Below are 18251 nucleotides of genomic sequence, written 5' to 3'. Positions count from 1 at the left end.
GGCTGGGGGTCATCATCCAGGGCGGGTTGATTGGGCCGCTGGCGCGCGCGGTGGGCGAGTTCCGGCTGCTCATCACCGGCGCGCTGCTCCTGGCGTCTGGCATGGTCGGGCTCGCGGTGTCGCAACAGGCGATTCCGATGATGGCCTCCGTGGTGCTGGTGGGCGCGGGGATGGGGTTCCTGCAGCCGTTGATCTCCAGCCTCGCGTCGCAGACCGCCGCGCCATCGCAGCAGGGCGCGGTGCTGGGATTGGCGCAGTCCTGCGGAGGGCTCGCGCGCACGGTGGGGCCGGTGGCGAGCGGTTGGATGTATGCGTCCCTGGGGACCCAGGCCCCCTTCTTGACGGGGATGGTTTCCGCGCTCGCTGCGGCGGGGTTGGGGATGCTCCTGAGTCGGGAGTCGTTGGAAGAGAAGGCCCGCTAAAGCCTTCCCAGACCCACCCGGGTCCCTCTCTTCCCGGGGGGCCCTACCCCTTTTGGGGGTCTTGTCAGCACCCGACCCATGGGAGCAGGCTTTGCGCGCACAGGGGGTGGTGAAGCGCTACCACTGCCGGGGGAGCGGGCTTGCCATTGGCGGGAGAGGTCGCGCTGCTGGATGCGTTGGACCGGCACGCGCGGCGCCGGAGGGAAGGCATTGCGACGCTGAGCGTGCTGGAAGGCCCGCCTGACGTCGCGAGCGCCCTCTGGGGCCAGTGGGCCGCGCGGCACGGGCTGGGGGTGGTGGAGGTCTCCGGTGAGGACCTGCCCGCGGCGGCGCTGGGCTGGGCCCGGGCGCTGGCGGCGACCCGGGACCTGGGGGCGGACGCGGAAGCGCTGGCGACGTTCAGCCTGACGGCGGCGAATCCCAGACACACGCCGGTGTTCACGGGAAAGACAGCGCACGAGCGGCGCGTGCTGCTGGAGGGCTTGCCTCCGCCCGCCCTGCCGGAGGCGACGTGGGCGCTGTGCCGCGCGCTCGTCATCGGGAGGGAGGCGACGGCACCGGGGGCGCTGCCGGACGCGGTGCGCGTGGCGCTGGCGAAGAACGTGGGCGCGGGCCTGCGGGCCCTGCACGCGCTGCTGCCGCCCGGACGCGCGCCGGTGGTGCGGGTGCCGTCGGGGGTGGCGCCGTCGTTCCGGGGGCTGCACGTGGCGGGGATGCTGTGCAACGCGGTGCCGGCGCTCGCGGTGGCGTGCGCGGTGGGGCCCGAGGCGCTGGCGGTGTTCCTGGGCGGCGAGGAGACGCGGCTGAAGGCGCTGGTGCGCGAGGGCCGGTTGGAGGTGCCGGGAGTGACGGGGTCCGAGGGGGCGGTGGAGACGCTCCGCAAGCTGGAGCGCACCGGGGCGCCCGAGGCGCAGCGGGTGAGTGCCGCGGAGCTGGCGCTGGAGGTGCTCACGGGCGCGGGCGACGCGTCCGCGGACCGGGCGCGGAGCAAGGCGGAGGCCTACCTGCGCGACCGGTTGGAGGAGCACGCGGCGACGGCGGGCGTCTTCGAGCTCAACGTCCGCCTGGACACGGGAGGCCCGCGGCCGTGGGAGGTGGACTTCCTCAGCCGGGAGCTGCGCATCGCCGTGGAGATCGACGGCCACTTTCACTTCCAGGACCCGGAGCGCTTCCGCCGCGACCGGCGCAAGGACCTGGACCTCCAGCGCGCGGGCTACTGGGTGTACCGGCTGCTCGCGACGGACGTGCTGGCCCGGCTGGAAGACATCCTCCACACGCTTGACACGTTGATTGAAGCCCGGAAGCGCGAGCTGACCGGGCGGGAGCCACGACATGGACACCACCGAAAATCCTGACACCCGACTCCAGGGGCTGGCCCTGGCCTGGCTGGCGACGCGTCCGGAGAAGAAGCCCGGCACGCGCAATGAATTGGCGAAGACGCTGCATGCCTTCGTGGAGCACCGCTGGAGCCGGGGGGAGTGGACCGAGCGGTTCGAGGCGCTGCTGGAGGGATTGCTGGAGGGCAGGCTCGTGGAGAAGCGGGCCCGCACGGCGCTGGCGTTGACGGGACCGGGCCGTCAGCGGGCGCTGAAGTTCCTGCGGGTGGATTCGCCCAAGGGGCTGACGTGGAAGCGGGTGAAGCAGCAGCACCTGCTGGCGAAGGGCCTGGGCCTGCCGGCCTCCAAGTCAGCGCTGGGGCGGCTCGCGGGAGCGGACGGCGTGCGGGCGCTGTTGCTCAAGCGGGCGCACCAGGTGGAGGGGCCGGAGACGCCCACGCTGGCGCAGGTGAGGGATCGGCTCCTGTGGCGGCAGTTGGGCGTGGACACGGACGAGGCGTTCTCGCTGCGAGCGGTGCAGGCACACCTGCTGGGGAAGCTCCTGGAGCAGGAGGTCAGCGACCCCAAGCGGGGCCTGGAGCAACTGGCCGCGCGCACCGTGGGCGCATCGCGGGTGGACGCGGAGGTGGTGCGGCTGGCGGCGCTGAGGGAGTGGGTGCTGGCGGAGGGTCCGGCGAAGCCTGCGGAGCCTGCGCACGTGGAGGCGAAGGTGGAGCCCGTGTCCACGGATACAGCTTCGTTCGCGAAGCGCGTGCTGAAGGTGGCGAGGGCCCTGCCTACGGGGCGGTTTGGAGACGACAAGGTCTTCATCTCCCACGTGTGGAAGGCCATGCAGCCGGAGTGGGCAAGCCGAGACGCCTTCGACACGGCACTGCTCGAAGCCAACCGCAAACGCCACCTGTCCCTCACCCGCGCGGACCTCGTGTCGGTCATGAACCCGGCCGACGTGGCCGAATCCGAAGTGCGCTTCTACGGCGCCACATTCCACTTCGTCGTCGTCTAGTCCGACCACACCAGGAGCCCCCATGCCCACCGACACCCGTCTCGAAGCATTCCTGGCCGACGGTCCCGAAGTCTTCGCCAGCATCCAGCAGGCCCAGTCCTTCTGGAAGCCGGACCCGTTCGATGTCGAGTCCATCAACGTGCCCGCCCGTCGCGTCTTCGAGCGACTGGTGAAACGTGCCACCACAGGTGCCGAGTCCGGGAAGCTCCTGCTCCTCCGAGGAGAGTCCGGCAGCGGCAAGACACATCTGGTGCGCGCCTTCCGCAACAGCGTGCACACGCAAGGGCGTGGCTATGTGGGCTACCTGCCAATGACAGTGGATGCCTCAAGCTATGACCGCTACATCCTGTCGAATTTCATCGACACCCTGGATCGGACCTACGACATCAACTCGGGCGAAGATACGGGTTTGACCCGGCTATCCAATGCGCTCATGAAGCACTGTAGGAGTGCCTTTGAACCCCTCATTCATGACGAGGGCATTCTTGAGGAGCACGAACTCCATGACATGATTCGCGCTCTCGCGGATGAGCTCCATGAAAACGCGAAGTTCCGCCAGATTGATGTCCAACTGCTTCGCGCCCTCATCTACCTCCAACGCCGCGAAGCCAGATACCACCACCGTGTTCTCCAGTGGCTGCGCTGTGAGGACATGGCGCCTGCGGACCGCATTGTTCTGGGCGAGATCGTGCCGCGAACCGCGGACAACGATCCCATTCGAATGCTGACCCATCTGGGAAACCTCATGGGGGCCATGGGGCAGGCATTGGTGCTCTGTGTCGATCAAGTCGAGGACATCAGCGACTTCGAAAGGAACCCCCGCATGGAGCCCTCGTTCCGGCGAGCGATCAACAGCCTTGCAGCGTTTGCAGGCAACGTTCCTTCGGCGGTCGTCGTCGTCTGCTGTCTGTCAGACTTCTGGACGTCGATGAGGAAGCAACTCACACAGGCCATGCTCGACCGCATCGAGAATGATCCGCCCCCCATCACCTTGGACCACCTGCTCAGCGAGCAGACCGCGCGCGACATGGTCGCACAGCGCCTGTGCGTCCTCTACAAGGCACATGGGGCTACAATGGATCCCGAGGATCCGACCTATCCCATCCCTCGCCATGAGATTGAGCGATTCAGCGGTCTTCGCACCCGGGACGCGCTCAATGCGTGCCATCGCTATCGCGAACGGGCCATCCAGGAAGGCAAGCTGCCCGCTCAACTTCAATTGCCCGGGGGCGAAAGAGACAAGGGACCCGAAGATGCCAGGGAGGCGCAACTCGCCGCCATGGATCAAAAGTGGACGGACTTCCGCGCGAAGTTCAATGGCTCCGTTCCGGAGAAGGACTCGGAGATCCTTGGCCTGCTGGCATGGGCACTCCAAGCCGGGGGCAACGAACTAGGCGCTCCAGCCGGGTTCAAGGTCAAGCCCTACTCGGAGGCTTCGCTGGAAATCACGCTCAAGGCCGACGAGCGAGCGCTCCTGGTTGCGCTGTGCAACCGCTCGCCACGAGGAGGAGGCCTTGGCCGGCAGATGGCCGAGGCACTCAAAGCAGCGGTCAAGAAGACGCCGGTGATCATCCGCACCACGGAGTTTCCGGGCAATCCAACGGGCCTCGTCGGAGAGCAGGTGGGAGCACTGCTTGTAAAAGGGGGAAGACGGGCAGTGGTCAGTGACAGTGACCTGCGCGAGGTGGTCGCCCTGCAATCCTTCCAGAAAGAGCACCCGGAGAACGAGTTTCGAGAGTGGAGCCGCGCCACACGTCCCATCACCCGGCTGAAAGCCATCACGGATGTGCTTGCATTGGAGAAGCCCCCCCTCTCACCTGACCCTGCTCGTGAAAGCCCGAAGAGCGCGAAGCCAATCCAGGGAGAACGCCGGAGTACGACTTCTGAAAGCGCACGTCGGGCTGACCCCCTGATAGCGCAGGAGCTCTCCGAAGCTCAGGAGCCAGCAACTTCGGAGGATGACTCGCGGGCCGAGATAGGACTGGATGGTCATCGGTTCAGGGCCATGAGCCAGCCCCTGGTAGGGAAGCGCTCCGACCGCACGAAGACTCCCGTTGAGGTCAAGCAACAGCAGGCCCCCGACCCCAAGCCCCGGAGCGACGTGAAGCCGAGCGCGATGCGGATCGGCAACTCCGAGGGCGTCTTCACCCAGCCGGTGTCCATCCAGCTCGATGAACTGACGAAGCACAGCGCATTCCTGGGCGGTTCGGGCAGCGGCAAGACGACCCTCGCCTTGAACCTCATTGAGCAACTGCTGCTGCAAGGCATCCCGGCGCTGCTCGTCGACCGCAAGGGGGACCTCGCCGCCTACGCGCGCGACGAGGCCTGGCAGGAGGAGCTGAAGGACCCCGCGCTGGAGGAGCGTCGCCGTCTCCTGCGAGAGCGCGTGGACATCGCGCTCTACACCCCCGGACGTTCCGACGGACGCCCGCTGGCCATTCCCGTCGTTCCCAGGGGCCTCGAATCACTGCCTCCCGAGGAACGCGACCAGAGCGTGCAACAGGCCGCGGACGCCATCGCGAGCATGCTCGAATACCGCAACAGCCCGAAGGACCGCGCGGCGAAGGCGCTGCTGGCCCAGGCGCTGCGCCTGCTGGTGGAGCGCCCCATCGGGCAGGAGCTGACGCTCGACCTGCTCCAGAAGTTCATCGCGTCCCAGGACCTCACGCTCGTCCAGGAGACCAGCGGGCTGGACCTCAAGGTGTTCCCCAAGCTCGCCCAGGACCTGGCGACGCTGCGGCTCAACACCCGGACCCTCCTGGCCAGCCAGGGGGAGAAGCTGGACATGGAAGAGCTGCTCGGGCGTGGAAGCTCACGGATTCCGGGTCGCACCCGCCTGAGCATCATCAGCACCAAGTTCCTGGGCGGGACGCAGGGCTCGCTCTTCTGGGTGTCTCAGTTGCTCGTGGAGGCCAATCGCTGGGCCAGCCAGCACCCGTCCCCCAAGCTCCAGGCCGTCCTCATGTTCGACGAGGCCGACCTGTATCTACCCGCCGTGGGCATCCCCGCGACCAAGCAGCCCATGGAGAACCTGCTGAAGCGCGCGCGCTCCGCCGGAATCGGAGTGATGCTCGCGACGCAGAGTCCGGGTGACTTCGACTACAAGTGCCGCGAGAACGTGCGCACCTGGTTCGTGGGACGCGTGAAGGAAGACAGGGCCCTGAACAAGCTCAAGCCCATGTTCTCGGAAGCCCGCATCGACGCGGCCACCCGGCTGCCCGCGCAGAAGATGGGCCAGTTCCACGTCCTGCGCGACGGCCAGGTGGAGCAGCTCAAGGCGGACCGGAACATCATCAAGACAGATCAACTTTCCGAGGACGAAATCCTCCAGCTCGCGCACCACTCGCGCGAGCAGGGCGTTCCAGACGAACGGGCCCCCGAACAGGTGGATTGAGTCCCAGCACAAGGCGGTGAGCGTCCCAGGAGCGAGGGACGCCCACCGCCTCCGTCCAGCATCAGCTCCGAGGCCACGAGCTAGCGGTTGTTGGAGTTCAAGGCGCGGTACTCAAGGAAGCGCTGCCGGGCGAACTCCTGCACGCCTCGAGCAGGAGCGTACGCGGGATAGAGCGCTCGGAATTCAGCCTCTGCATCAACGAATGACTGCGCCCCAATACAAGGGGTTCGTGCAATCAGATAGAGCAGCCCAATCGAAGGCGCACGCGAGCCTCCCTGATTGCAGTGAATCAACACCTTGCGCCCACCCGTCAGCGCCTCGCTCGTGAAGTCAATCGCGGCATCAACACACTCTTTCGGGATGAATGCCGGATCCGCGACGTCGACAAGGTTCAAGATCAGCCGGTTGTTCCTCCGCGCTATCAAATACTCGGGGTGCTCCTTGGGCGCCCCCCGCCCGGAGTATCCCAGTGCCTGCCGGTGATAGGGGTCCTTGCAGGCATGCACGACGCTCCATCCATCAAGATGCCTGACTTTCTGCTCGTAGTCGCTCTCACTCCCGATGTTCAGGCCCGGCCATATCTCAACCATTGAAGACCTCACCTCAAGCGGATCGAACGATGCAGCGCGGCAGAAGACTTACGGGAGAACAGGGGCAATTCCCCGACTGCGCTTGAGGGCCGACGAGGCGAAGAACCCGCCGCAGGCCTCTCGCAGGGAGCAGCCCTCGCACTCCGGGAAGTAGACATTCTTCCAGTCGGAGATGCTCTTGCGCGCGAAGGCGTGGAGGTCGGCGGGGAGCACGCAGAGGGGATGGTTGTAGAGGGAGGTGCTGAGCCCCGCGCGGTTCATGACCCGGACCGCCTCGCGGAGCGGTTCCTGGTAGTCGAGCGGATCCACCCAGAGCCGCGGCAGGTTCGTCTTCGCGAACCCCATCAACTCCAGCCCCATCAACGCGACGTGGTCCACGAAGAGCAGGTTCCGGGCGATGAAGCGCGCGAGTTCCGGCAGGCGCTCATGGGTGAAGGCGTGGATGACGACCCGGAGCTCCACCCGCACGCCCGAGCGCTTCAGGTTCAGGATGCCGCGAACGGTTTCGTCGTACGCCCCCCGGGCCTGCACGACATGGTCGTGCTCCTCCGGCAGGTCGGAGTACAGCGGAATGCCCACCATCAGGTCCGGATGACGGATCCGCGCAAGCCTCCGGGCGAAGTCCTCCTCCGAGAAGCTCCGGCCATTGGAGAGCATGTGGATGGCCGTCCCAGGCAGGTGCATCTTCAGTTGCTCGACGAGTTGGAGGAGGCGGACTCCCAGCAGGCCGGGCTCCCCGCCCGTGATGCCCAGCTCGCGCGTGTCGGGGGAGATGAGCGGGATGAGTTCCATCAGCTCGTCCAGCAACCAGGAGTCATCCTGCTTGCGAGGGGGCTGCGAACACATCAGGCAATAGTTGTCGCAGCGCTCCGTGACGAGCAGGCTGTTGGAGAGGGAGGCCCTCCGGTAAAGCACGCTCAACCTCCCTGTCGAGGGCTCCACGCGCACCACGTCCCCTTCCGCGAGCGGCTGGAGGCCGGGCGGCAGGACATAGGCGTCCGGGACGCTCACGCCCGTGGACGGTTCCGCCAGCAGGTACGCGCGAAAGCCCGGCGGCAGCGATTGAGTGGGCGGGCGGACGAGGAGGATCTCCGGCGCCCCTCCGCATGCCGCGGGTGCGGGATGCTCACGGATCCGTCCAATGAAGGGACGGGCGGAGGAGGCAGACAGGGCGCGCAGGCCCGGCATGGAGAGGCTTGGCATCATGGCTCACAGCCACCCGAGCAGCGTCTCGCGAGCCGACGGTTCATCCTCCAGCAGCGTGACTATGTGCCGCAGGACCGCCATCTGCTTCTTGCAGAAGGCGCTGAAGGCCTTGTGACCTACGGCATCCCCCTGCGTCGCCCGGTGGAAGACGGGGTCTGCGCCACAGAGGGGGAGGAAGGCGCAGTCACTGCACATGGGCGCGCCCTCCGGCATCGTGTCGCTCAAGTGGGTCAGCAGCGTCTCCGATGTCAGGAGGGCCGCGTGGTCGTCCCGCGCGACGTGGCCCAACCGAAAGGAGAGGTCACCCATCTCGGCCAGCATCCGGCCCTCGTCCGAGGCGTAGACGTAGCCGTCATAGTTGTAGACAAGCGCGCCGATGCCCAGGCCCGCGGGCGACTGGAGGTCGACGTAGTTCGAGCCTCGGGGCGCGAAGAGCTTCTGGAGGAGGATGCTCGTGAACTCCTCGCGCAGCGCATATCCCTGCGCGTTGAGCTTCAGGATGTGTGTGAGCCCCCGCTTGTAGAAGTCGACCCACGTGTCGACGTCATAGTCACGGGACGCCTTGCGCCGGACCGCGAAGCCATAGGGGCTCAGGTTGCGCAGGAAGATGCCGTGGAAGCCGAGTCGCACGTACTCGTCGATGATCTCCTCCACCCGCTCCAGGCTGGCCTGGGTGGTGGTCATGAGGGCGGAGACGGCCTCGGTGCCCAGGGCTTCCCGCGCGCGGCGGATCCCCTCCACCGTCCGCTGGTGGCTGTCGCCTCCGCGGACCGGGCGCTGGGCATTGTGCAGAGACTCGGGACCGTCGAGCGACGTGGAGAGGAAGATGCCGTGCTCCCGGCAGAACGACAGCATCTCGTCCGACAGCCGGGACAGGTTGGTCGCGATGACGAACTGGAGGTTCCTTTGCTGCGTCCGGTTCAACTCCAGGGCGCGCTCGACGATGTGGCGGATCAGGCCGAAGTTGAGCAGCGGCTCTCCGCCCTGGAACTCAATCTTGAGCGCGGGCGACGGGCTCCGGAACGTCAGCGCCAGGGCCTGGTCGGCATGCTCCCGGGTCATGTCAAAACGGGTCCGGTCCTCCACCTGCCGCGACACCTGGCAGTACTGGCAGGAGTGGTCACAGCGCAGGGTGACCACGAAGATGTGCAGTCCCGTGAAGGCCGCGAGTTGCTCGGCCCGGGTCCGGTACTTGAGCGCCAGCAGGTCCAGCGCCACCCGCGATTGTCCGTCGAACATGAAGTGCCGGGACTTGAGCGCCTTGTACAGCGTGGAGTCCGGCGACAGCTTGCGTTGGATGAAGGCGACGAGGTGCTCGCGGGCGAGCACCAGGTGTTCTCCCACGTCGTTGGTCAGGACATACCGGGCGCCATCCAGCGGGGTGAACCGGAAGGGGGTGAGCCGGTAGTCGGGGTCGGGCTTGAAGGCCGTGCGTTCCTGGAACATGGGGGCCCCCGTTCAGTCCCGCCGGATGAGGTCGGTCCGCGAAAAGGCCTGGGCGATGATCAAAGCCCGGATGGCACGGGTCTCATCCCCCACCTGCTCGCGCAGCTCCTGGTCCAGCAGCTCCTGGAAGAAGCATCGGACGGCGTCGAGCGCCTCCGACTCGCGCGTGCCCTCGCGGAAGAGACATTGGACGGAGAGGCGGTGTCCCTCCGGTGCGCCCAGGATGGCCGTGAAGCGCTCCGCGAAGCGGTAGCTGGCCTTCTGCACGGCGGAGAGGCGATACACGCGCAGGTCGAGCGTGAGGCGGACGCAGCCCTCCTGGAAGACGGGGGGCGCGTCCTCGCGAGGCGGTTCGGAAGGACTACCACTCAATTTTCACCTCGCCGGTCTGTCCTTCGAGCAGGTCGACCTCGACCGTGATCTGCCCGAGGAAGCGATTCTCCACGCGCACGACGTGCGTCCCCGCGGTCAGCTCCATGGCGCCGGACACATCCTGTCCCACGGCCTTGTCGTCCACGAAGATGCGGCCCCCCGGGAACGCCACGAACGAGACGCGCGCGGTCGGTGGCGCTTGGGCTGGGGGCTCGCGCGTCATCGTCTCTTCGACCTCGGGCGCAGGGGCCTTGTCGGGCCGCCGGGCGGGAGGAGGACTGGGGACCGTGGCCCTAGGCGGGGCGGGCGGCTCGTAGGAGGGGACGTAGCCGCCACGGGAGCCTCCACCGCTGCTGGAGTAGTGGCTGCGGTGCGACGAATGGGAGCGGTGTGAGCGATGTCCCGCGAGCAGGACCGGAGGACCGGAGGAAGGCTCCACCAGGAGGAGTTCGTGATGGGAGTCCTCGTCCTCCCGCCGCCCGGGCGGGCCCCCCGAGGACGCAGCCTCCGCGCCGGGGACGAGGAGCCCGGAAGGCGCGGCGCCTCCGAGCAACGCGAGCAGCGCGGAGCCGATGGAGAGCAATCCCGGCGGTTTCGACGTCATGGCTTCACCTCTCCCACGCGCAGTTCCATCAGGTCCGTGTTCCGCCACCGGGCGACGATGGGCACCTCGCCCACCGTCCAGGTCGACGACGTGGGCGCCTTGCCGCCGCTCCTCGCGGGAGGGGCGGGAAGCGGGACGGGCTGTCCCAGTGCCTGGGCAAGGAGGGCCACCGTCTCCTCTGCCTGGGCAGGGGCATTGAGCACACGGTGATCCTTGCTCATGCCGACCAGATAGACCCCCACGCAGCGCTCGCCCTCCATCGCGCAGTGGAGCGCCACCGAATCCGTCTCATGGGTGAGGATCCGCGCGGCGGGGGCCGTCGAGAAGGAGAGCAGTTGAAGGACCACGGCCCGTTCCGCGCCCACCAGGGCGATCTTCCGGCGCTCCTCCCCAGCCCAGGCGGTCGCATCAAGTGCTCGCGCCGCCAGCTCCCGGTCCCCGGAGACCTTCCTGGCCTCCTCGGCGCGCGCGAGGACCTCCTCCACGCGTCGCAACCAGACACTGGTGGGTTCCCCGGCGCGCGTAGGAGGCGTCAGCGCCTTCATCAGCGCCTCGCGAGTCTGCGCCCGCCGCTGCTCCGCGGCCTCCTGCTCCTCGCGGGCGGCCTTCCAGCGGCAATTCCCGGTGACACAGGGCTTGGATTGCGGCGCCCAGGAGTCTGGCCCGGCGCCCAACGCCAGGGGACCCGTGAGGAGGACCACCACCCCCATCAGGGCGGCCCATCCTCGGGGACACACCTTTGCCCAAGCCCCGGTAGCGCTGCCTCCCTGCCTGCTTCGCCTGTCCATGGTCACCTGCGAATGATTGCCATATCCGAGGGAGGAAGCATGCCGGAGCGCGTCCCGGGTGGACATCCCCCGAAAGAGGGAGCCTCCTCACGCCCCGGTGAAGGTCGCCGTCAGGGCGTGGTGATCAGAGGCCGTGCCGACGTCGACCACCTCGGCCCCGAGGAGCCTTCGGGCCAGGGAGGGCGAGGCGAAGAGGTAGTCCGTGCGGAAGTCGACGGCCTCTCCCCCATCACGCTCGCGCCGGGCGGTCACCCACCGGGCCGAAGTGGGCTTGAGGCGCAGCGTGTCCTTCCAGCCGAAGCCCTCCAGGTCATCGATGACGTCGAAGCGGGGCGGGTGGCCGTACTTGTCCACCCGTCCGCGGCGGACGCGGTCGGCGAAGTCCCCAGGGTAGGGATCCGCGCGCGACAGGGAGTTGAGGTCCCCGGCCAACAGGAAGTCCCGCTCGCCAAACACCTTGGGCTCGAGCAGCGAGCGCAGGTAGCGCGCCTCCACGAAGCGCAGGTTTTCATGGTGGGAGTCGAAGTGGGCCGCGAAGACGGTCAATGGCTCCGCGCCTGTCTCCAGCTCGCACTCGAGGAGGCAGTGGCCGATGAAGTGGGGGTTGGCGTGGTCGCGGGACGAGCGCAGGGGCAGGCGGCTCACGACGGCGACGTGGTAGCGGCGGCCACTGGAGCGCGGGCGGGCGGTGCCCAGCCGCACGTGAGCCTCGGTGGCGGGGAGGTTCAGCGCGGCGGCGACCTGCCCGAGCCGCTCGCCGTCCTCCCAGCCCAGGCACTCCTGCAGCGCGAGCACGTCCGGGTTCTCGCGGGCGATGAGGGCCAGGAGCTGCGGCATCCGCTCCTCGCCTCCCATCAGGATGTTGAGCGTCATCACCTTCAGCGGCATGCCGCACAGACTACCCCTCGCGGACGTCCCGCGCGGCATCCGTCATCGGGCCTCGCGGGCAGCCAGGACGATCAAGGGCAGACATCGGGGCCGAAGGCGTCGCTGTAGACGCCCACGCACGCGAAGGTGCCGGTGCCCGCGGTGTTGGTTCGCTGCGTGACGGGGCCCGCGAGCTGTGAGCCGGCGATGCGCATGTCGACATAGCGCGCGCGGTAGACGCTGGCCGAGCCCCCCTCCAGGACGGAGTGGTGGACTTTGACGGTGCGGAAGGCGCTGTACTGCGCGAAGTCCGTGTACGACGAGAGGCCCTCGTTGGCCGTCGTCGCGCCCGTGGCCCTGAGGACGCTGTCGCGCACGGTCGCATTGCCCTCGCCCACGAAGAAGCCCGTGGCGTTGGTGCCGCCGCTGCCCAGCGCCTCGACGTCGACGAGCGATATGTTCCCATCCGTGTAGACGCCCCAGTTGTCGGTGGCGCCCATCGCGCTCGCGTTCACGTCGTGCAGGACGACGTCGCCGAAGGCCGTGTAGATGCCGACGCTCTGCGTCCCGCCTCGCGCCTCGGCCTGGATTTCATGCAGGCGGGCCGTGCAGTCACGGCAGCGGAAGGCGTTGGCGTAGCCGCTGCTGACCGACGTGCTGCGCACGCGCTGGAACGTGCCCTTCGCCCCCTTCAAGTAGATGGTGAAGGCGTCGGCGGCGCCGCCCTGCGCGGTGGCGACGAGGTCGTGGAAGGTGAAGGTCTCCCCCTCGCTGTAGAGGGCGATGGCGGAGCCGTTCCCACCCACGTTCTGCACCGTGAGCGCGCTCACCACCGCACCCGAGACACCCACCAGCGTGCCGGTGGAGGTTCCGCCGACGCTGGAGCGCACGAAGGTGACCTCCGCGCCCGAGCCCTCCAGCGAGATGCCCGCCTTGAGCTGCAGCGCCGTGCCGCCCAAATCATAGGTTCCCGGCTCCAGCTTCACGCGCCAGGCCGCGCCGTCGGTGATGCCATCGATGGCGGCTCGCAGGGCGGTGCCGCTCTCCACGTCCGTGGCCCCGGGGCTCACCACCTTCGTGCGCACGTACATCACGCCCGCGGGTCCCATGAGGCCCGGGTCGCCCTTCGCACCCGTGTCGCCCTTCGCACCCGTGTCGCCCTTGTCGCCCTTCACGCCGGGAAGACCCGTGGGCCCGAGGTCTCCCTTCGCGCCGGGAAGGCCCGTGGGCCCGAGGTCTCCCTTCGCGCCCGTGTCACCCTTCGCGCCCGGGGCTCCGGCTGGCCCCACGGGGCCCGTGGCCCCGGGCTCTCCCTGGAGGCCCGTGGAGGCGTCCGTGCAGGCGACAAGAAGGCAAAGGAAGACAGCGGGAAAGGTGGTGGCTTTCAGCTTCACGGGAGTACTCCAGGCAAGGAGGCCCGTTCTACAAGAAGCGCCACCGCGTGAGCAGAGAGGCCCCCGCAACCCTCCCCTCACCCTGGCGCGCCAAGGGCCAGCACTCCGACAGGGAGGTGGGAGTGTAGGTTGGCCGGCACCCCGCGTCCCACGAGTTGCCAGGACCGCCCCTCCGCTGCGTATGTCATGGGGAGCGACACACCCACGCAGCACCCCAGGGGGACCATGAGGAACATCGGCATCATTGGAGCGGGCCAGGCGGGCCTGCAGCTTGCCTTTGGCCTGCTCGCGAAAGGCTACGCCGTCACTGTCTATTCGGACCGCACACCCGAGCAGATCTTCAACGCCCGACTCGCCGCCACCACCTATCTCTTCGGTCGCGCCTACCGTTACGAGCAGGAGCTGGGGCTCGACTTCTGGACGGGCCCCGGGGAGTACGCCCAGGGCGGCGACCTGGACATCTGCATGGCCCCCGGGCAGCGCGGGCTCCGCGTGCAGGGGCGCATCCTCAACGCGGGCAAGGCCGTGGACCTGCGGGCCAAGTACTCGCGCTGGCTCGCGGAGTTCGAGCGGCGCGGCGGCACCGTGGTGGTGCGCGACGTGGATGTGGAGGCCCTGGAGGCGCTCGCCCCCCGGCATGACCTGGTGCTCGTGACGGCGGGCCGCAACAGCTTCATCCCGCTGTTCGAGCGGGACGCCGGACGCAGCCCCCACACGCAGCCCCAGCGCAACCTCATGGCGATGATCGTCACCGGCATGAAGCCGCTGCACGAGACGCCCTACCCCGCGCTCAAGTTCGTCCTGACCGCGGGCCACGGCGAGTACTTCTCCATGCCGTACTTCGACCGCATCCGCGGCCCCCTGCACTGCATCCTGCTGGAAGCCATCCCCGGTCAGGGCCTGGACCGCTTCCGCGGCCTCACCACCGCCCGGGACGCGATGGCGCGGATGAAGGAAGTCATGCACGACTTCTCGCCGTGGGTGGAGGACCGGCTGAAGGACGCCACCATCGTGGACGAGTCCTCCTGGCTCACCGGCGCGTTCACACCCACGGTGCGCAAGCCCGTGGGCCGACTCCCCTCGGGCCGGGCCGTGATGGGGCTGGGGGACGTCGTCATGCTCAATGACCCCATCGCGGGCCAGGGCCTCAACAGCGCGGCCAAGCAGGCCCACGGCGTGACCCAGGCCATCCTCGCGCACGGAGACCAGCCCTTCACCCCCGAGTGGATGGAGCAGACCTTCGAGCACTTCTGGAACACGGAGGGTCAGTACATCACCGGGTTCACGAACATGCTGCTCCAGCCGCCTCCGCCGCACGTGATGCAATACCTCGGCGCTGCCTCGCAGGTGCCGTCGCTGGGCGACACCTTCTTCGACAACTTCGGCGACCCGCAGCGCTTCTGGCCCTGGATTGCCAGCCCGGCGGAGACCGAGGCCCGCATCCGCCAGGCGACCGCCGCCTAGCCCGGGCCTGCGGGCAACAAAGCGTCGTGGCTTCCGCGCTCCGGTCCGGCCTTCGGGCAGGGGGGCGTCACGGGCGGACGCGTGGGGTTTCGCCGAGAAGCGGGACGCATACTTCATCCAAGGGTTCTTTCTTCGGAGGGTGCTCATGGGGAAGCGGGCAATGCGCCCGCCGTCAGGCCGACAGGTGGATGGACGGAGGTGGAAGATGGTCTCGCAACCGGGCCAGGAGCGGAGCACCGGGGAGCCGGTGACCATCGCCGAGGGCGAAGCCATCCATGCCCTCGACACCCTGGAGCGCATCTCGGATGCGGTCTTCTCGCTCGACCGCTCCTGGCGCTTCACCTATCTCAACGCGCACGCCGAGCGCCTGTTGCGACGCCCGCGCTCGGACCTCCTCGACCGCGAGCTCTGGAAGGAGTTTCCCGCTTCGCTCGGCTCCCTCTTCGAACGGGAGTACCGCCGGGCGCTCGCGGGCCAGGTCAACGTCATGTTCGAGGCCTTCTACCCGCCGCTGGAGACCTGGTTCGACGTACGGGCCTACCCCTGCCCGCAGGGGCTCACCGTGTTCTTCCGGGACATCAGCGCCCGCAAACACGCGGAGCAGGCGCAGAACGAGTCGGAGCAGTTCCTGCGCTCCACGCTCGACTCGCTCTCCACGCACATCGCCATCCTCGACGGGCGCGGCGCCATCCTGGAGGTCAACGCCGCGTGGAAGCGCTTCGCGCGCGAGAACGGCTGCACGGACGAGCCGGGGCCGTGCGGCGTGGGCGCGGACTACCTGGGGGTGACGGACGCCGCGAAGGGCGAGTTCTCCACCGAAGCCCCCGCCGTCGCGGCGGGCATCCGCGACATCCTCGCCGGCCGCAGCGAGCAGTTCCTGTTGGAGTACCCCTGCCATGAGCCCGATGGCAGACACCGCTGGTTCCTGATGCGGGCCACGCGCTTCGCCGCACAAGGCCCGCTGCGGGTGGTGGTGGCCCACGAGGACATCACGGGCCGCCGCGAGGCCGTGGAGGCGCTGTGGCGCCTGGCGCGCGAGGAGGCCGCGCGCGAGGAGGCGGAAGCCGCGCGCGAGCGGATGAACGCGGTGCTCGAGCGCATCACCGACGGCTTCGCCGCCTTCGACCGGGAGGGACGCTTCACCTACCTGAACCGGCACGCGGAGGCCCACTTCGGCCGCCTGCGCGAGGCCCTCCTGGGTCGGCGGCTGACGGAGGTCTTCTCCGGGCCCCAGGGCCTCGCCATGGAGGTCCTGCTGCAACGGGCGACGGAGGCGCACGTGCCGGTGGAGGAGGACCAGCCCTCGGCGATGGAGGACCGGTGGTTGCGCGTCGTCGCGTACCCGTCCCCGGAGGGCTTCTCCGTCTACTTCCGCGACGTCACCGTGCAGCGCAGGGCGGAGCTGTGGAGCCGCTTCCTGTCCGAGATGGGCGCCGCCAGCACGCGCTCGCTCGACTGGGGGGAGGTGTCCCGCGCCGTGGTGAAGCTCACCGTGCCCACGCTCGCGGACGGCTGCGCGCTCATCACGCCGGGCGGCGCCTGCGGAGAGGAGGCCATCACGGAGGTCGCCGCGGTCACGACGGAGCTGGAGGACGCGCTGCGCGCGGTGTTCTCCCCGCGCTCCACGGACGCGCTGCGGCGGACCGTGGACCAGGCCTTGCGCGGGGAGTCGGCGGTGCTCCTGTCCGGATCGTCCCAGGGCAGCCACCCCGTGGGCTCGGCGGTGGCCGTGCCGCTCATCATCCAGGACCGACCCATGGGCGTGCTGGTGCTGGTGTCCGGACGCGCGGGCCCCCGCTACGGGACGGAGAGCGTGTCACTGGTGCGCGAGCTGGCGCGGCGGGCGGCGCTGGCGCTGGAGAACGCGAGGCTCTATCGCACCGCGCGGCTGGCCGTCACCGCGCGTGACGAGACGCTGGGCATCGTGTCGCACGACCTGCGCGCGCCCCTCAACACCATCTCCCTGCTGTGCAGCGGCGCGGAGCGGCATCTGGCCAAGGGGGACGTCAGCCATGGCGCCGAGGAGGCGCTGCGGAAGATCCGCATCGTGGTGGGCGACATGGACCGCCTCATCGACGACCTGCTGGAGGTGGCGCGGGTGGAGTCGGGACGCCCGGGGCTGGACCTGGAGCCGCTGGACGTGCCCGGGCTGCTGGTGGAGGTGCAGGGCTTGAACGAGCTGCTGGCGGCGGAGAAGGGCTTGCGCCTGGAGGTGTTGCTCGGGGCGGACCTGCCGCGGGTGCGCGCGGACCGGGCGCGGATGCTGCGCGTCTTCCAGAACCTGGTGGGCAACGCCATCAAGTTCACGCCGCCCGGGGGCCACATCGGCTTGAGGGCGGAGCGCCGCGAAGGCCATGTCTGCTTCTGCGTGGTGGACACCGGGCCCGGCATCGATGAGCAGGCATTGCCCCACGTGTTCGACCGCTTCTGGCAGGCGGTCCACGCGCGCAAGGCGGGCGCCGGGCTGGGGCTCGCCATCGCCAAGGGCGTGGTGGAGGCCCACAGCGGGCGCATCTGGGTGGAGAGCCCGCCGGGCCACGGTGCCGCGTTCTTCTTCACGCTGCCCAGCCTCCCAGGCCCGCACTGAAGCGCACCGCGGGCAGGCCCTCACGCCCGGCGCAATGTAATGACAGCCAGCTCCGCCGGGGCACCCAGCCGCACGGGCGGTCCGGTGGTGCCGGCGCCCCGGTTCACGTACAGCCAGGAGCGGCCCTGCCGGTACAGCCCCGCGGTCCACCGCGTGATGAACCGCGCCAGCGAGAGGCGGCGGACGCCCGGCACGGCGAGCTGCCCCCCGTGGGTGTGGCCGGAGAGCGTCAGCTCCACGCCCTGCGCCTGCGCCTGGGGGAACAGGTCCGGATCATGGGCGAGCAGCACCGTGGGGGCTCCCTCCGGCCTGTCCCGCAGCGCCCGCGCAAGGTCATGGCGCGACGTCCAGGTGTCGTCCACGCCCGCGACGTAGAGGCGCGCCCCGCCCCGCTCCACCACCACGCCCCGGTTGCGCAGCACGCTCAGCCCGTGGCGCTCCAGCTCGCGGACCAGGTGCTCGCCGTCGGTGAAGTAGTCGTGGTTGCCCATGCTGACGAAGGCGCCATCCTTCGCGCGCAGTCCTCCGAGCGCCCTCGCCACGGCCTCGACATGGGACGGGCCGTGGGTGATGAGGTCGCCGGTCACCGTCACCAGGTCCAGGTCCAGGTCGTTGAGGCGCTTGACCCAGGCGGCCACGCGCTCCTCGGGCACCTGCGGGCCGCAGTGCACGTCGGAGAGCTGCCCGATGCGGTAGCCGTCGAGTGTCGGCGCGAGCCCCTCGATGCGCACGGTCCGCCTGCGCACGCGAGGCCAGCCGAGGACCGCGTCACTTCCC

General features: G+C 69.0%; 15 protein-coding genes. 6 read left to right on the top strand and 9 right to left on the bottom strand.

The window, feature by feature from the left end; genetic code table 11:
* The 4 genes from D7V97_RS23110 to D7V97_RS23095 form a co-directional block, all read left to right on the top strand.
* Nucleotides 1-422: MFS transporter (locus tag D7V97_RS23110; protein ID WP_147444940.1), on the top strand; the 422-nt coding region annotated here is incomplete at its 5' end.
* Nucleotides 423-562: 140 nt separating this feature from the next.
* Nucleotides 563-1777, top strand: a complete 1215-nt coding sequence (locus D7V97_RS23105; RefSeq protein WP_120612823.1) for an endonuclease domain-containing protein — start codon at nt 563-565, stop codon at nt 1775-1777.
* Nucleotides 1755-2762: a hypothetical protein gene (locus D7V97_RS23100; RefSeq protein WP_120612822.1), complete on the top strand. Its 1008-nt coding sequence runs from the start codon at nt 1755-1757 to the stop codon at nt 2760-2762. Before D7V97_RS23105 ends, D7V97_RS23100 begins: the two co-directional genes overlap by 23 nt.
* A 22-nt stretch (nt 2763-2784) precedes the next feature.
* Nucleotides 2785-6156, top strand: a complete 3372-nt coding sequence (locus tag D7V97_RS23095; protein ID WP_120612821.1) for a DUF87 domain-containing protein — start codon at nt 2785-2787, stop codon at nt 6154-6156.
* A gap of 80 nt (nt 6157-6236) precedes the next feature.
* On the opposite strand, the gene D7V97_RS23090 is transcribed toward D7V97_RS23095, so the two are convergent.
* The 8 genes from D7V97_RS23090 to D7V97_RS45395 all read right to left on the bottom strand — a co-directional run bounded on the left by D7V97_RS23090 (nt 6237) and on the right by D7V97_RS45395 (nt 13423).
* Nucleotides 6237-6746 carry a dual specificity protein phosphatase family protein gene (locus D7V97_RS23090; protein WP_120612820.1) on the bottom strand — a complete coding sequence of 170 codons (510 nt, stop codon included), beginning with the start codon at nt 6744-6746 and terminating at the stop codon, nt 6237-6239.
* A 48-nt stretch (nt 6747-6794) separates the two neighbouring features.
* Entirely contained in the window at nt 6795-7952 is a 1158-nt protein-coding gene (hxsC, locus tag D7V97_RS23085; RefSeq protein WP_120612819.1) for a His-Xaa-Ser system radical SAM maturase HxsC, read from the bottom strand.
* Nucleotides 7953-7955: 3 nt separating this feature from the next.
* Nucleotides 7956-9398 (bottom strand): His-Xaa-Ser system radical SAM maturase HxsB, encoded by a 1443-nt coding sequence (hxsB, locus tag D7V97_RS23080; protein ID WP_120612818.1) that lies wholly within the window; start codon nt 9396-9398, stop codon nt 7956-7958.
* A 12-nt stretch (nt 9399-9410) separates the two neighbouring features.
* Nucleotides 9411-9770, bottom strand: coding sequence for a His-Xaa-Ser system protein HxsD (gene hxsD, locus D7V97_RS23075; protein ID WP_120612817.1), 360 nt, complete (start codon nt 9768-9770; stop codon nt 9411-9413).
* Nucleotides 9760-10374 carry a hypothetical protein gene (locus tag D7V97_RS45400; protein ID WP_199728905.1) on the bottom strand — a complete coding sequence of 205 codons (615 nt, stop codon included), beginning with the start codon at nt 10372-10374 and terminating at the stop codon, nt 9760-9762. Before D7V97_RS45400 ends, hxsD begins: the two co-directional genes overlap by 11 nt.
* A complete protein-coding gene (locus D7V97_RS23065; protein WP_233583114.1) occupies nt 10371-11084 on the bottom strand; it encodes a hypothetical protein in 714 nt (237 codons plus the stop codon). Before D7V97_RS23065 ends, D7V97_RS45400 begins: the two co-directional genes overlap by 4 nt.
* Nucleotides 11085-11249: 165 nt before the next feature.
* Nucleotides 11250-12050 carry an endonuclease/exonuclease/phosphatase family protein gene (locus D7V97_RS23060; protein ID WP_120612816.1) on the bottom strand — a complete coding sequence of 267 codons (801 nt, stop codon included), beginning with the start codon at nt 12048-12050 and terminating at the stop codon, nt 11250-11252.
* A gap of 71 nt (nt 12051-12121) precedes the next feature.
* Complete coding sequence (locus D7V97_RS45395) at nt 12122-13423, bottom strand: collagen-like protein (protein WP_233583115.1); 1302 nt, start codon at nt 13421-13423, stop codon at nt 12122-12124.
* 225 nt (nt 13424-13648) lie between these two features.
* On the opposite strand from D7V97_RS45395, the gene D7V97_RS23050 reads away from it, so the two are divergent.
* Together D7V97_RS23050 and D7V97_RS23045 are read left to right on the top strand one after the other, a co-directional pair.
* Complete coding sequence (locus tag D7V97_RS23050; RefSeq protein ID WP_120612815.1) at nt 13649-14887, top strand: styrene monooxygenase/indole monooxygenase family protein; 1239 nt, start codon at nt 13649-13651, stop codon at nt 14885-14887.
* Between the two features lie 205 nt (nt 14888-15092).
* Entirely contained in the window at nt 15093-17474 is a 2382-nt protein-coding gene (locus D7V97_RS23045; protein WP_158623436.1) for a PAS domain-containing protein, read from the top strand.
* Between the two features lie 20 nt (nt 17475-17494).
* Here the strand turns inward: D7V97_RS23045 and D7V97_RS23040 are convergent.
* On the bottom strand, nt 17495-18251 hold a 757-nt coding region (locus D7V97_RS23040), incomplete at its 5' end, for a metallophosphoesterase (protein WP_233583112.1).

Source organism: Corallococcus sp. CA053C (assembly GCF_003611675.1).
Taxonomy (GTDB): Bacteria; Myxococcota; Myxococcia; order Myxococcales; family Myxococcaceae; genus Corallococcus.
Note: the sequence above shows the minus strand (reverse complement) of the source record. Positions and strands in the feature narration are given on the sequence as shown.

Bases quoted from the DNA above. Each gene is read 5' to 3' on its own strand.
- D7V97_RS23100 (WP_120612822.1), top strand. From the start codon at position 1,755: ATGGACACCACCGAAAATCCTGACACCCGACTCCAGGGGCTGGCCCTG.
- D7V97_RS23090 (WP_120612820.1), bottom strand. From the start codon at position 6,746: ATGGTTGAGATATGGCCGGGCCTGAACATCGGGAGTGAGAGCGACTAC.
- D7V97_RS45400 (WP_199728905.1), bottom strand. From the start codon at position 10,374: ATGACGTCGAAACCGCCGGGATTGCTCTCCATCGGCTCCGCGCTGCTC.
- D7V97_RS23045 (WP_158623436.1), top strand. From the start codon at position 15,093: ATGGTCTCGCAACCGGGCCAGGAGCGGAGCACCGGGGAGCCGGTGACC.
- D7V97_RS23065 (WP_233583114.1), bottom strand. From the start codon at position 11,084: ATGGGGGTGGTGGTCCTCCTCACGGGTCCCCTGGCGTTGGGCGCCGGG.
- D7V97_RS23050 (WP_120612815.1), top strand. From the start codon at position 13,649: ATGAGGAACATCGGCATCATTGGAGCGGGCCAGGCGGGCCTGCAGCTT.
- hxsB (WP_120612818.1), bottom strand. From the start codon at position 9,398: ATGTTCCAGGAACGCACGGCCTTCAAGCCCGACCCCGACTACCGGCTC.
- D7V97_RS23060 (WP_120612816.1), bottom strand. From the start codon at position 12,050: ATGCCGCTGAAGGTGATGACGCTCAACATCCTGATGGGAGGCGAGGAG.
- D7V97_RS23095 (WP_120612821.1), top strand. From the start codon at position 2,785: ATGCCCACCGACACCCGTCTCGAAGCATTCCTGGCCGACGGTCCCGAA.
- hxsC (WP_120612819.1), bottom strand. From the start codon at position 7,952: ATGATGCCAAGCCTCTCCATGCCGGGCCTGCGCGCCCTGTCTGCCTCC.